Here is an 11,885-nt window from a genome sequence, read left to right on the forward strand (position 1 = left end):
CCCATTCCGGGGCAATGCTTGTGCCAGGAAGAAAAAACCATTTGAATCAGCGTATTAACAACTTATGGAAGGCGTGGCTCCGATTCATTCTGTCGCCGGTGGACGACAGGGTGCCCTGCCCTCTGGGGCAAGTGGATGATTGTTATGGGGAAACTGCTGTCGCCAGGAGGCGACGAATCATTTGAACAGGGCGGGGTCGAGCTGATGGCGTTGCAGCAGCTTGTAGAACTCGGTGCGGTTGCGCTTGGCCAGGCGGGCCGCCTGGCTTACGTTGCCACCGGTCATGCGCAGCAGCTTGCCCAGGTAATCCCGCTCGAAGCGAGCCCGGGCCTCTTCCAAGGAAGCCATGCCGTCGGCGCTGGCCAGGGCGTTCTGGATCAGAGTGGCGGGAATCAGTTTGCCGGTGCACAGGGCCACGGCCTGTTCCACCACGTTGTAGAGCTGGCGGATGTTGCCCGGCCAGGCGGCGCTGGTCAGCAACTCCAGGGCCTCGGGAGCGAATCCGCCCAGGGTCCTGCCGTATCTTTCGCCTATCCCCTTGAGGAAGTGGGTCGCCAGGAGCGGGATGTCGTCGCGTCTTTCATCAAGGCTGGGCAGGGCGAGGGTGACCACGTTGAGCCGATAGAACAGATCCTCGCGGAAGCGTCCGGCGCCGATTTCATCCTCCAGGCGGCGATGGGTGGCCGAGAGGATGCGCACGTCCACCGCCACGCTACGGGTCGAACCCACGGGGCGCACCTGGCGTTCCTCCAGGACCCGCAGCAGCTTCACCTGCAAGGGCAGGGGCATGTCGCCGATCTCGTCCAGCAGCAGGGTGCCCCCTTCCGCTTCCTGGAACAGGCCCCGGTGGTCGCGCACGGCGCCGGTGAAGGAACCTTTCAGATGGCCGAACAGTTCCGATTCCAGCAAGGGCTCGGGAATGGCGGCGCAGTTCACGGCCAGAAAGGGGCCGTCGCGGCGGGGGCTGGCGCGGTGGATGGCCTGGGCCAGCAGTTCCTTGCCCGTGCCGGACTCGCCCCGGATCAGCACACGGGCCTCCCCGGCAGCCACCAGACGGGCCTGGGCCAGCAGGGCTTCCATGGCCGGATTGCGGCTGATGATCTCGCCCTGCCAGTCGTCGTCGGCGCCGCTGACCTTCACCGCTCGCGCCACCTCGGCCAGCAGGGCCTGGGGCTCGTAGGGTTTGGTCAGATAGCCGAAGAGACCGCGCCGGGTGGCCTCCACGGCATCCGGAATGGTGCCGTGGGCGGTGAGCATGATCACCGGCAGGGTCGGGTACTCGCGGTGAATGGCCTCGAACAGGGCCGTGCCGTCCATTCCCGGCATGCGCATGTCGGTGATCACCACCTGGGGGCGCTCCACCGCCAGCAGGGCCATCGCCCGTTCGCCGCTGTCGGCGGCGCTTACCGCGTAACCAGCGGCTTCGAGGCGGATGGTGAGCAGACGCAGCAAGTCCTTGTCGTCGTCCACCAGCAGAAGTCGGGCCGGGTTCATCGGCGTTTCTTGCTGACAGGTGGCGGGGGCGGCTGACTGCGTTCCAGCAGGTTGCGCTCGATGGCCTTCAGCGCATCGAGTTTCTGCTCCAGGTCGTCGGCCCGGCGCGATTCGTCGCGCAATGCATCCTCCAGGCGGCGACGCTCGGCCAGCTCGGCCTTGAGGGCTGCAATCAGTCCGTGCAGGGAGGAGTTCTGCTTCTGGGTCTCACGCTCCAGTTGTTCGAGCTGCTGCATGGCCCGGGCATGCTCCCGGGGGCCGGTAAGGGGAACGGCCATCACCATGGCCAGACGCAGACGCTGGAATTCGCTGCCATCCTTTTGCACGGCCTCGCGGACCTGTTCACTCTCCCGGTTCCATTCGGCGCCGGAGAGGGAACGCACATAGGCGTGGTAGGCGATCAGGGAGTCCGTGGTGGTGAGAATGACGGCGCTGGAGGACTTGAGCCAATACTGGTTGCCGCTGCCGCGCAGGGTCACCGGCGAACAGGCGGCGAGGAACGCCGCCAGCAGCGGCAGGGCGAGATGGGCGGGACGGGACATGGATCTCATTGTAACGGCAGCCGCACCTGGAAATGGGCGCCGGGGCCGGGCAGCAGGACGAGCTGCCCGCCGTGGGCCAGCACATGCTCGCGGCTGATGGACAGCCCCAGGCCCGTGCCCTTGAGCGGCCCGGCGGCCGGCAGACGGCCCTGATAGAAGGGATCGAAGATATGGTCCCGGTCCTCCTCGGTGATGCCCGGTCCTTCGTCGGCCACGTCGATCAGGGCGGCATCGCCCTCGCGGCGGACGGTGAGGGTGATGCGGCCACCCGGCGGCGAATGCTTGACGGCATTGGAGAGCAGATTGTCGATCACGGTGCGGATGCGCTCCCGGTCGGCATTGAGGGCGATCTCCGACAGTTCCGTGGCCACCTGCAACTGACGGGCGCTCCAGGCCAAGCGCTGCTTTTCCACCACCGTCCGCACCAGTTCGGCCAGGGGAAAGACCTGGCGGCGCAAGGCCGATTGCTTGAAATCGGCGGCGCTGTAATTGAGCAGGTCCTCGATCAGCCGGCGCAGGTGCAGGCTGTTGTCGGTGAGAATGCGCACCAGCTCCTGCTGTTGGGGATTCAGGGGACCGACGGCTTCCTCCGCCAGCAGGTCCGAACCCTCCCGCAGGGCGGTAAGCGGCGTCTTGAGCTCGTGGGAAATCTGGCGCAGGAAGCGGCTTTTCTGTTCTTCCAGTTCCACCAGGCGCAGGCGCAGCCGGTCCAGTTGCTCCCCCAGGGATTGCAGATCGCGGGGGCCTTCCACTTCGATCCGGCGTTCGAAGCGGCCAGCCCAGAGCCCCCCGATGGCGGCTTCCATTTGGGCGATGGGATGGGAGAGCAGGCGGGTGAATCCGATCATCAGGAAAGCGGCCACGGGGAGCAGGGCGGCCAGTTGCAGCATCATCATCCGTTCCGCGTCGGCGGCCAGTTCGCGCAGGTCGGCGATCTCCCGGTCGATGGCGTCGTTGTTGTGATGGAGCATTGACTGAGCGGTCGCCGACAGGGCGGCGAAGCGCTCGGCGACCTGGCTGTCATCAACCTTGTGACGTCGGTCGAGAGTCATCAGGAAGCTGAAAAGATCGGCTTCGTGGCGTCGTAATTCGCTTAGCTCCTGCTGCTGCGGTTTGCTCAGCGGCAGGGTCGACAGGCGGCTTGCGGTCTCGCCCAGATGTCGATGCAGCGCACCGTAACGTTCCTTCAGGGCCGGATCATTTAGCACCAGGTATTGCCGGACGGCACGCTCCTGGGAAGACAGGGCCTCGATCAGGGCGCGGCTGGCCTGGCTTACCTGGGAGGCTTGATACACCGCTTGCTGGCTTTGGCTGGACAGGCGCCGGATGGAAACCCCGTTGTTGATCAGTCCGAGCACCAGGGGCAGCGCCACCAGACCGAAGCCGATGGCGAGAAGTTGCAGGAAGGAACGAGGATAGAGAGCGCTTAGCTTCATTGGAGGCAGAGTCTACCTCCTGCTGACAGGCTTACGCTGCCAACTACAGCACTACCCGGAGATGGTGCCGGGATCGGACCCCGATGATCCGGGGCCCGGCGTAACGCTCAGAGCTGTTTGTGGGTGCCGTCGCAAAGCGGCGCGTGGCCGCTGTGCTTGCAGGCGCAGAAATACACCGTGTCCGACTTTTCGGCCACGTATTCCACGGGCGTGAATGCGCTGCCCTTGTGGCTGCCGTCGCAGAAAGGCTGGTTCTTGCTCTGGCCGCAGGCGCACCACCAGTAGCTCTTGCCCGCTTCGACATCCACGGCCATGGGGGCCTTCTGGACGATGTGGGGATTCTTGTCCGACATTGCTTGTTCCTTTCGAGGGAGAACCGCTTATTCCTTGATGGCTTCGACGGCGATGTCGATGGTCACTTCGTCACCGACATAGGGGGCGTTCTTGCCCATGTTGAAGTCGCTACGCTTGACGGTGGTCCTGGCGTTGGCGCCGATGGCGTCCTTCTTGACCATGGGGTGGGGCATGGCCTGGAAGGAGGTGACGGTGAGAGTCACCGGCTTGGTGATGCCCTTCAGGGTCAAGTTTCCTTCAACCTTGGCGGGTTTGTCGCCTTCGAAAACAACCTTGGTGGACTTGAAGGTGGCGGTGGGGTGCTTGGCCGTGTCGAGGTAGTCCTCGCCCTGGATGTGCTCGTTGAACAGCGCGGAGCCCGTGCTGACGGATTTGGTATCGATCACGATGTCCACCGAGCCGGCTCTGGCGGCCTTGTCCATGACGACTTTGCCGGAGGTTTTATCGAAGCGGCTGAGCTGAACGGAGTATCCGAGATGGTTGTAGGAAAAGCGCGGGAAGCTGTGGTTGGGGTCGAGGTTGTAGGTTTCCGGAGCAGCGAAGGCAGCGCCGGAAAGAGCGGCGGCGAGGGCCAGGACGGTCAGATTTTTCATGGAAGTATCTCCTTGGAGGTTGTGGGTCTTACTTGCGTGGTGTGTTGCTTGCAGCGGTGATGCGGAACTTGATCAGGACTTCATTGCCGACGGTATCGAAGTCGGCCCAGGGTCCTTCGCCGATGGCGTAGTCGGCGCGCTTGAGGCTGAAGCCGCCATCGAAGGCGGCAGTGTTGCCCTCGGGCTTGTAGGTCACGGCAGTGGTGACTTCCCGCGCCTTGCCCTTGATGGTCAGGGTGCCGCCGACCTCATAGCGGTTGTTGCCCAGGCTGCGCACCCGGCCGGAGACGAAGCTGGCGCTGGGGAATCCCTTGACGTTGAACCACTGCTTGCCCACGGCCTCCTCATCGGCCTCCTTCGATCCGGTGTCGATGCTGGCCATCTCGATGTTGAGGCTGACCTTGGCGGTTTCCGGCTTGGCGGGGTTGAAGGCCAGGGTGCTGTTGAATTTCCTGAAGCGGCCATCCACCGGCACGTTCATCTGCTTGAAGACGAAGGTGATCTGGCTTTTTTCGGGCTGTACCGAGGTGTACTCGACTGCCCCGGCTCCGGGCAGCAGGGCGGTGAGCATGAAACCGGCTAAAAACTTTTTCACTTTCGCGGACTCCTGGGGACGGTCAACGGGAACTCAGCATGCGCCGCAGCACATCGTCCCGGTCGATGAAGTGATGCTTCAGGGCGGCGCCGACATGGCCGATCACCAGCCCCAGAAGCAGAAAGTTGAGGGTCTGGTGCAGCAGCACCAGTTGATCCCCGAGGGGTGGATTCTTGGCCAGCAGGTCGGGAATGGGCAGCACCCCGAACAGCACCACCGGGAAACCCTTGGCGGAACTCATCAGCCAGCCGCTGATGGGCACGGCGAACATCAACAGGTAGAGCAGCCAGTGGGTGGCTTCCGCCAGTTGGCGCAGCCGAAGGGGCATGGTTTCCGGCAAGGCCGGCGGCCTGTGGCCCAGGCGCCAGGCCAGCCGCGCCAGCACCAGCAGGAAGATGCAGACGCCGGTCCACTTGTGCCAGGAATAGACCTTCAGCTTCCAGGGGGAGAGGGGCAGGCCCTGCATGTACAGCCCCACCGCGAAGGTGCAGGCGATGGCCAGGGCGATCAGCCAGTGCAGGCGAATCGCGGTGGCGGTGTAGCGGGCCGGGGCGAGACCGGATGGGGCAGGATCGGCATTCATGACGTTTCCCCTTCTCCTACCTCCAAGGAGGCGCGGAAGGACTTTTTCAGTTGGGCAAGCTGGCGGCGCAGGGTCGCCATCTGGGCATCGGAAAAGCCGGTGAATATCGTGCCCATGTGTTCCAGATGGGCCGGGAAAATGCGCTCGAACAGCTTCTGCCCCGAGCGGGTGAGCTGGATGACCCAACTGCGGCCATCAGTGCTGGAAGTCTGCCGAACCACCAGCCCCCGGGCCTCCAGCCGATCCAGCACACCGGTGAGGGTGCCCTTGGTCATCAGGGTCTTCTGCCCCAGTTCCTTGCAGCTCATGCCCTCGGTGTTGCCCAGGGTGGCGATGATGTCGAACTGGGAAGGCGTCAGCCCCAAGCTGCGGATATGGCCGGCCGAAAAGGCCTCGAAGGCCTGAAAGCATTCGGCCAGCTCGCGGACCAGGGGCAGGAAGGATTTCTGGGGCATGGTTTTCACAGCTCTTTGAAGTTAGTTCTGATGCGAACTATACATGAATAAAGTTCTAATGCAAACTATTTTTGTGGCGTCAGGGAAAGAGCACGGTTGGATTCAAGACTGGCATGAGTGTGGTTATTTGCCGAGGCGGACTGAGTTCAGCCTAGACGGTTTCCTGCCTGTTTGAAGCCGCCGCCTGTTGGGTTGCTCGGGCTACAATCCCGGCATACAAGAATGTCATGGAGTTGGCGGTGGAATTTTTTGCGCATGTCAAACAGGGGTGGATGGGCGATTGGGAATTCCATGCGCTGGGCTCTGGCACGACCTGGGCAAATATCAGACTGAATTCCAGCAATACATCCGCTCGGCAAGCGGCTTCGACGCCCATATCGAAACCGCGCCCGGCAAGGTCAAACATGCGATTGCCGGCTTTGCTCCCTCGAAAAAATAGTGAGCAGGCATATCTGATGAGCTTTGCGGGGTCTATCTTGCCGGTAACGCAACAACCGAAAGCATCCTGTGACTTCAACGGACAACCCGGAACGATTCATTGCGCATCCCATCACGCCCCTCGGCAACGAGGGGCGAGGATTGAAACCTGTCTTCCCGTAGGAAATTGAAGCGATGTCGCTGCGCCGAACTACAATGATCTGGTCGAGTTAAACCGGCACATACAGGCAAGGCGTGGTCTGTCACAAGGAGCGTGGATCATGGTCAATTCCGTTTCTCCGTCCTTCAATAATCTGAATCAGGCCGAGCAGGCCCTGGCCAAATCCCTCACCCGGCTGGGTACGGCTTCCCGGATCAATTCCGCCAAGGATGACGCCGCAGGTCTGGCGATTGCCTCGGCCATGACGGCCCAGTTGGGGTCGGGCAATCAGTCGCTGCGCAATGTCAATGACGCCCAGTCCTTGATGGAGACGGCCGGTGGCGCCTTGAGCCAGGTGGGCGATACCCTGCAACGCATGCGCGAGCTGGCGGTGCAGGCCGCCAATGGCACCAATGCCGCCAGTGACCGGCAGGCCCTACAGGCCGAGTTTTCCCAGTTGGGCGAGAGCCTGAATCAGATTTCGGGAAGCACCCAGTTCAACGGGCAGACACTCCTTGACGGCAGTTTCAGCGGCCAGGTGCAGAATGGTCCCGAGGCCGGTAATAGTCGTGCCTTGAGTCTGGGTAATGTGTCCACCCAGGGCCTGGGTCTCGCCGGTGCCGAGTTGGGTTCGACGGAAGGCGCCAGCAATGCCATCGAGGCCATCGATCGGGCCATTGCCAGCGTTGGCGCCCAACAGGGCGATGTGGGGGCGACCCAGGCCAGTCTCAGTTCGACAGCCGCCAGTCTGGCCGGCACCTACGAGAATCTGGCTGCTGCCCGGAGCCGTATCGCCGACACCGACTACGGTGCCGAAACCGCCAGCCTGGCCCAGAACAGCGTCCGGCAACAGGCGGCCCTGCGGGCGGTGGCGGCCTACGATGCCATGCAGGCCAGCAAGCTGGACCTGCTGAAGTAGGTTCTGGTCGCGGCGGCTTCAGGGAAGCTGAAATTACCCTTAAAACCTCAGTTGAACACGGCCAAGCCCTTCGCCACGACCGCTACTCGGGCTGCTAGGGCGAACGGATCCCTCACTTTCCAGGTGCGCGGTGTTTGTGAACTCAGGCGAACGGTCAAGGAGATGGCCCCGGCCGCAGGTCTTCCGGCCGGTTCAGGTTGGCGAAGGCGGCCTCGTCGGGGAACAGTACCTGCCGGGCGTTTTCCTGGGTCAGCCATCCCTGTACTTTGCGGCCGCCTTCATTCAGATAGCGTTCCAGGGAGGGGAGTACTTCCCGTCGCAGCAGCAGCGTGGTGGCGTGGACCCGTTGGGTGGTGGCGGCCACGGCCACAGTGGGGGCTCCGGGTTCTTCCAGGGCGGCAAGCAGTCGTGCCACCAGGTCCGGGGGAAAGTCCGGTACATCGCAGGGCACGGCCATCAGGAAGGACGTGGTGCAGGCATGAAGGCCGGCCTGAATGCCCGCCAGGGGGCCGGCGTAGTCGGGCATCCGGTCGGCCAGCACGGGTGCGCCCAGCGCCGCGTATTGCTCGGGATGGCGGTTGGCGCTGATCAGCAGGGGCCCTACCTGGGGCGCCAGGCCTTGCAGCACGATGGCCGCCAGGGGACGGCCATTCCTCAGCAGCAGGCCCTTGTCGGCGCCACCCATGCGTCGGCCCATTCCACCGGCCAGGACCAGGCCGGTCACGTCTGCGGCGGCCATCGTCAGCCGCCGATGTAGGACATTTCGATCTTGCGCTGGGCCGCGGTTTCCGCCGTGCGGATTTCCGAATAGTGGTCGCCCCGGGCCTGCCAGAGGGCGGTCATCCAGGCGCTGATCTGGGTGTCGGTCTGGCCGCTGCGGATCAGTTCCCGCAGGTCGTGGCCGCTTTCGGCAAAGAGACAGGTGTAGAGCTTGCCTTCGGTTGACAGGCGGAGCCGGGTGCAACTGGAGCAGAAGGCACGTGTCACCGAGGAAACGACGCCGATTTCGCCGGTGCCATCCTGGTAGCGCCAGCGCTGGGCCACCTCGCCTGGGTAGTTGGAGTCGATGGGCTCCAGGGGGAACTCGGCATGGATGCGGCGAATCACTTCCTCGGAGGGCAGCACCTCGTCCATCTTCCAGCCGTTGGAACTGCCCACGTCCATGAATTCTATGAACCGCATGATGTGGCCGCTGCCCCGGAAATGCCGGGCCAGGGGCACGATGGCCTGGTCGTTGGTGCCCCGCTTGACCACCATGTTGACCTTGACCGGGGCCAGGCCTACCCGGCCTGCAGCTTCGATGCCTTCCAGCACCTGGGCGACGGGAAAGTCCACGTCGTTCATCAGGCGGAAGGTGGTGTCGTCCAGGGCATCCAGACTGACGGTGACCCGGTGCAGGCCCGCGTCCTTGAGGCTTTGCGCCTTCCGGGCCAGGATGGAGCCGTTGGTGGTGAGGGTCAGTTCCAGGCCGGGGATGACTGCCAGCATTTCGATCAGTTCCTCGATGCGATGGCGCAGCAGGGGCTCGCCGCCGGTGAGGCGGATCTTGCTCACCCCCAGGTCGACGAAGAGCCGGGCGATGCGGACGATCTCCTCGAAACTCAGCAGTTCCTTGCGGGGCAGGAAAGGGTAGTCACGGCCGAAGACAGTCTTCGGCATGCAGTAGAGGCAGCGGAAATTGCAGCGGTCGGTGACCGAGATCCGCAGATCCCGCACGGGGCGGCCACGGGTGTCGAGTAGCGGGGAATGGGGCGCGTTCATGGGATGGGATCATAACGGAGTCTCCCGGCCGTGGGAGCGCCCGGTGACTTACAATGAACCATCCTGATCACCCTGTCTGCTCCATGGAAATTATCTTCCTGATCACCTTGGTCCTGCTCAATGGACTGTTCGCCATGTCCGAGGTTGCCCTGCTCACCGCCCGCCGTGCCCGGTTGGTGAAGCGGGCCGAGGAGGGTGACAAGGGAGCGGAGGTGGCCATCAGGCTCGGCGAGCAGCCCACCCGTTTCCTGTCTACCATCCAGATCGGCATTACTTCCATCGGCATCCTCAACGGTATTGTCGGCGAGGCGGTGCTGGCCAAGCCTCTTTCGGTCTGGCTGCTGTCCCTGGGTCTGGACGATGAAGCCAGCCGGATCACAGCCACTGGTCTGGTGGTGGTGGTGATCACCTATGTTTCCATCGTCGTCGGCGAACTGGTACCCAAGCGCCTGGGGCAGTTCAATCCGGAGGGCACGGCACGCCTGGTGGCGCGGCCGATGCTGGCCCTGGCGGTGGCCACCCAACCTTTCGTGCGATTACTGTCCGCATCCACCGATACCCTCCTGCGCCTGATGGGCAGGCGCCAACTGGACAATGCCGGTGTGACCGAGGAGGAGATACACGCCATGCTGGAAGAGGGTTCCGAGTCCGGCGTGATCGAACGTCAGGAACACCAGATGGTGCGCAACGTGTTCCGGCTGGATGACCGTCAACTTGCGTCCCTGATGATTCCCCGGGCCGATATCGTCTACCTGGACGTGAATCTCCCCCTGGAAGAGAATCTGAAGCGAGTGGTGGAAACCGAGCATTCCCGCTTCCCGGTCTGCCGGGGCGGTCTGGACGAGGTGCTGGGGGTGATCAACGCCAAGCAGTTGCTCAACCAGACCCTGGGGGGGGGCAAGGTCAGTCTGGCGGCCCGTCTACACCCTGGCGTCTTCGTGCCGGAGTCCCTCACCGGCATGGACCTCCTGGGGCACTTCCGTGCCTCCGGTACGCAACTGGTGCTGGTGATCGACGAATACGGCGAGGTCCAGGGGCTGGTGACCCTTCAGGACGTGCTGGAAGCCGTGACTGGCGAATTCAAGCCCCGCAACCAGGAGGACGCCTGGGCCGTGCAGCGGGAGGACGGCTCCTGGTTGCTGGACGGCCTGATCCCGATCCCCGAATTCAAGGACCGGCTGGGCCTCAAAACCGTGCCGGACGAGGACAAGGGCCGCTACCATACCCTGAGCGGCCTGATCATGTGGCTGTTGGGACGTCTGCCCCAGACCGCCGATGTGGCCACCTGGGACGGCTGGCGCCTGGAGGTGGTGGATCTGGACGGCAAGCGCATCGACAAGGTGCTGGCGAGTCGCATTTCGGAAGAAGAGGCCGAGGCCGATGCGGAGACAAGGCCGGGTTAAGCGACAAGGGGGCTGCTAAACGCTTCAGCTCCCCACATCAGGAGTCGGGCCTTGAATTCAATACACGCTATGCCGGACACAGTCCTCGATTTCTGGTTCAAGGAGACTGCGCCCAGGCAGTGGTGGATCAAATCGGAGGATTTCGACCGGTTGATCGAGTCACGTTTCGGCGGCTTGCTTGACGCGGCTGAAAACTGCGAGCTTTATGGCTGGCGCGAGACGGCGGGGGGGCGTCTCGCCGAGATCATTGTTCTGGACCAGTTTTCACGCAATATTCATCGGGACAACCCGCGGGCATTTGCCAACGACCGGCTTGCTCTTGCCCTCGCGCAGACAGCCGTTGCCCTGAAGGCCGACCTGGAACTGGATGCTACCCAACGAGCCTTCCTCTATATGCCCTATATGCATAGCGAGTCCCCTTTGATTCATCAACTTGCGGTTGCGCTGTTCAGCCAGGCGGGGATGGAAGGGAACCTTGAGTTCGAGCTTCGGCACAAGGCAATCATCGATCGTTTTGGTCGTTATCCGCACCGGAACGCCACCCTGGGGCGTTCGTCAACGCCGGAAGAGATCGAGTTTCTCAAAACGCCCGGTTCGTCATTCTGAACGGTGACAAGTCCCTTATTCAGTAGGGTGTCACTGCATTCAGGGTGAGCTGGCAGGCTTGTCCCACATCCAGGACCCGGGCTGTACGTCCGGCCCCCAGCCAGAGGGAACAGCAGACCGCCAGACTGCTGATTTCCGTATCGCTGAAGTGCCTGTGGAATTTGCTCCAGAAATCATCATCTGCTGCCAGCCCGAGATGATCCTGGGCGAAGCGTTCAGCGTACTCAATGGCCAGGCGTTCCCGATCATTGAAGCCGGACCAGGTTCGCCATTGGGGGATATGGTGGTAAAAGTCGTCATCAATCCCGAACTCACCGGCCTTGGCCTGACGAGCATTGCGGCAGGTGTGGCAGTCGTTGGCGATGGCAATGCGCATGCGGGCTGCCTCGAGGATGCGCATGGGCAGGCCGCTTGCCGTGTACACCGCATTGCCCAGCGCGGACAAGCCTTGCCCCAGGGCCGGGTTCAGCTTGAGCCAATCGCTGACGGTATCTTCCATTTCGATGCGGGGCATGTCGTTTTCTCCTCTGCGATTGATATTTTCGCCAGTGTAACGAATGGACAGCG

The 11,885-nt window shown here is 63.0% G+C and carries 14 protein-coding genes; 3 read left to right on the forward strand and 11 right to left on the reverse strand.

From position 1 onward, the window contains the following. Positions 1 to 177 precede the first annotated feature (177 nt). The 8 genes from DENOEST_RS05055 to DENOEST_RS05090 all read right to left on the reverse strand — a co-directional run bounded on the left by DENOEST_RS05055 (position 178) and on the right by DENOEST_RS05090 (position 6,052). Entirely contained in the window at positions 178 to 1,494 is a 1,317-nt protein-coding gene (locus tag DENOEST_RS05055) for a sigma 54-interacting transcriptional regulator (protein WP_145771882.1), read from the reverse strand. After that, positions 1,491 to 2,036 (reverse strand): hypothetical protein, encoded by a 546-nt coding sequence (locus tag DENOEST_RS05060; protein ID WP_145771883.1) that lies wholly within the window; start codon positions 2,034 to 2,036, stop codon positions 1,491 to 1,493. Before DENOEST_RS05060 ends, DENOEST_RS05055 begins: the two co-directional genes overlap by 4 nt. A 5-nt stretch (positions 2,037 to 2,041) precedes the next feature. After that, positions 2,042 to 3,472, reverse strand: a complete 1,431-nt coding sequence (locus DENOEST_RS05065) for a sensor histidine kinase (RefSeq protein WP_145771884.1) — start codon at positions 3,470 to 3,472, stop codon at positions 2,042 to 2,044. A gap of 107 nt (positions 3,473 to 3,579) precedes the next feature. Then, positions 3,580 to 3,825: a CDGSH iron-sulfur domain-containing protein gene (locus DENOEST_RS05070; protein ID WP_145771885.1), complete on the reverse strand. Its 246-nt coding sequence runs from the start codon at positions 3,823 to 3,825 to the stop codon at positions 3,580 to 3,582. A 27-nt stretch (positions 3,826 to 3,852) separates the two neighbouring features. Continuing rightward, positions 3,853 to 4,419: a YceI family protein gene (locus tag DENOEST_RS05075; RefSeq protein ID WP_145771886.1), complete on the reverse strand. Its 567-nt coding sequence runs from the start codon at positions 4,417 to 4,419 to the stop codon at positions 3,853 to 3,855. A gap of 28 nt (positions 4,420 to 4,447) precedes the next feature. After that, positions 4,448 to 5,014, reverse strand: a complete 567-nt coding sequence (locus DENOEST_RS05080; RefSeq protein WP_232096444.1) for a YceI family protein — start codon at positions 5,012 to 5,014, stop codon at positions 4,448 to 4,450. Positions 5,015 to 5,036: 22 nt separating this feature from the next. Then, positions 5,037 to 5,597, reverse strand: a complete 561-nt coding sequence (locus DENOEST_RS05085) for a cytochrome b (RefSeq protein WP_145771887.1) — start codon at positions 5,595 to 5,597, stop codon at positions 5,037 to 5,039. Further along, the gene (locus DENOEST_RS05090; protein ID WP_145771888.1) at positions 5,594 to 6,052 is read right to left on the reverse strand and encodes a MarR family winged helix-turn-helix transcriptional regulator; all 459 of its coding nucleotides are present in this window, start codon (positions 6,050 to 6,052) and stop codon (positions 5,594 to 5,596) included. The genes DENOEST_RS05085 and DENOEST_RS05090 overlap by 4 nt, the downstream gene beginning before the upstream one ends. 698 nt (positions 6,053 to 6,750) lie before the next feature. Here DENOEST_RS05090 and DENOEST_RS05095 point away from each other — a divergent pair. Then, positions 6,751 to 7,548, forward strand: coding sequence for a flagellin N-terminal helical domain-containing protein (locus DENOEST_RS05095; protein ID WP_145771889.1), 798 nt, complete (start codon positions 6,751 to 6,753; stop codon positions 7,546 to 7,548). 154 nt (positions 7,549 to 7,702) lie between these two features. On the opposite strand, the gene mobA is transcribed toward DENOEST_RS05095, so the two are convergent. Next, positions 7,703 to 8,287 (reverse strand): molybdenum cofactor guanylyltransferase MobA, encoded by a 585-nt coding sequence (gene mobA, locus DENOEST_RS05100; RefSeq protein WP_145771890.1) that lies wholly within the window; start codon positions 8,285 to 8,287, stop codon positions 7,703 to 7,705. Positions 8,288 to 8,289: 2 nt separating this feature from the next. After that, positions 8,290 to 9,309: a GTP 3',8-cyclase MoaA gene (gene moaA, locus DENOEST_RS05105; protein ID WP_145771891.1), complete on the reverse strand. Its 1,020-nt coding sequence runs from the start codon at positions 9,307 to 9,309 to the stop codon at positions 8,290 to 8,292. A 53-nt stretch (positions 9,310 to 9,362) separates the two neighbouring features. Between moaA and DENOEST_RS05110 the strand changes: the two genes are divergently transcribed. Both DENOEST_RS05110 and DENOEST_RS05115 read left to right on the forward strand, forming a co-directional pair. After that, entirely contained in the window at positions 9,363 to 10,712 is a 1,350-nt protein-coding gene (locus DENOEST_RS05110; RefSeq protein ID WP_232096445.1) for a hemolysin family protein, read from the forward strand. Between the two features lie 51 nt (positions 10,713 to 10,763). Next, positions 10,764 to 11,318, forward strand: a complete 555-nt coding sequence (locus DENOEST_RS05115) for a DUF924 family protein (protein ID WP_232096446.1) — start codon at positions 10,764 to 10,766, stop codon at positions 11,316 to 11,318. Between the two features lie 19 nt (positions 11,319 to 11,337). Here DENOEST_RS05115 and DENOEST_RS05120 read toward each other — a convergent pair whose 3' ends face one another. Then, entirely contained in the window at positions 11,338 to 11,832 is a 495-nt protein-coding gene (locus tag DENOEST_RS05120; RefSeq protein ID WP_145771892.1) for a carboxymuconolactone decarboxylase family protein, read from the reverse strand. Positions 11,833 to 11,885 lie beyond the last annotated feature (53 nt).

The sequence above is a fragment of the Denitratisoma oestradiolicum genome (assembly GCF_902813185.1).
Taxonomy (GTDB): Bacteria; Pseudomonadota; Gammaproteobacteria; order Burkholderiales; family Rhodocyclaceae; genus Denitratisoma; species Denitratisoma oestradiolicum.

Coding starts and splice junctions, on each gene's coding strand:
- DENOEST_RS05055 (WP_145771882.1), bottom strand. CDS start 1,494: ATGAACCCGGCCCGACTTCTGCTGGTGGACGACGACAAGGACTTGCTG.
- DENOEST_RS05060 (WP_145771883.1), bottom strand. CDS start 2,036: ATGTCCCGTCCCGCCCATCTCGCCCTGCCGCTGCTGGCGGCGTTCCTC.
- DENOEST_RS05065 (WP_145771884.1), bottom strand. CDS start 3,472: ATGAAGCTAAGCGCTCTCTATCCTCGTTCCTTCCTGCAACTTCTCGCC.
- DENOEST_RS05070 (WP_145771885.1), bottom strand. CDS start 3,825: ATGTCGGACAAGAATCCCCACATCGTCCAGAAGGCCCCCATGGCCGTG.
- DENOEST_RS05075 (WP_145771886.1), bottom strand. CDS start 4,419: ATGAAAAATCTGACCGTCCTGGCCCTCGCCGCCGCTCTTTCCGGCGCT.
- DENOEST_RS05085 (WP_145771887.1), bottom strand. CDS start 5,597: ATGAATGCCGATCCTGCCCCATCCGGTCTCGCCCCGGCCCGCTACACC.
- DENOEST_RS05090 (WP_145771888.1), bottom strand. CDS start 6,052: ATGCCCCAGAAATCCTTCCTGCCCCTGGTCCGCGAGCTGGCCGAATGC.
- DENOEST_RS05095 (WP_145771889.1), top strand. CDS start 6,751: ATGGTCAATTCCGTTTCTCCGTCCTTCAATAATCTGAATCAGGCCGAG.
- mobA (WP_145771890.1), bottom strand. CDS start 8,287: ATGGCCGCCGCAGACGTGACCGGCCTGGTCCTGGCCGGTGGAATGGGC.
- moaA (WP_145771891.1), bottom strand. CDS start 9,309: ATGAACGCGCCCCATTCCCCGCTACTCGACACCCGTGGCCGCCCCGTG.
- DENOEST_RS05110 (WP_232096445.1), top strand. CDS start 9,363: ATGAACCATCCTGATCACCCTGTCTGCTCCATGGAAATTATCTTCCTG.
- DENOEST_RS05120 (WP_145771892.1), bottom strand. CDS start 11,832: ATGCCCCGCATCGAAATGGAAGATACCGTCAGCGATTGGCTCAAGCTG.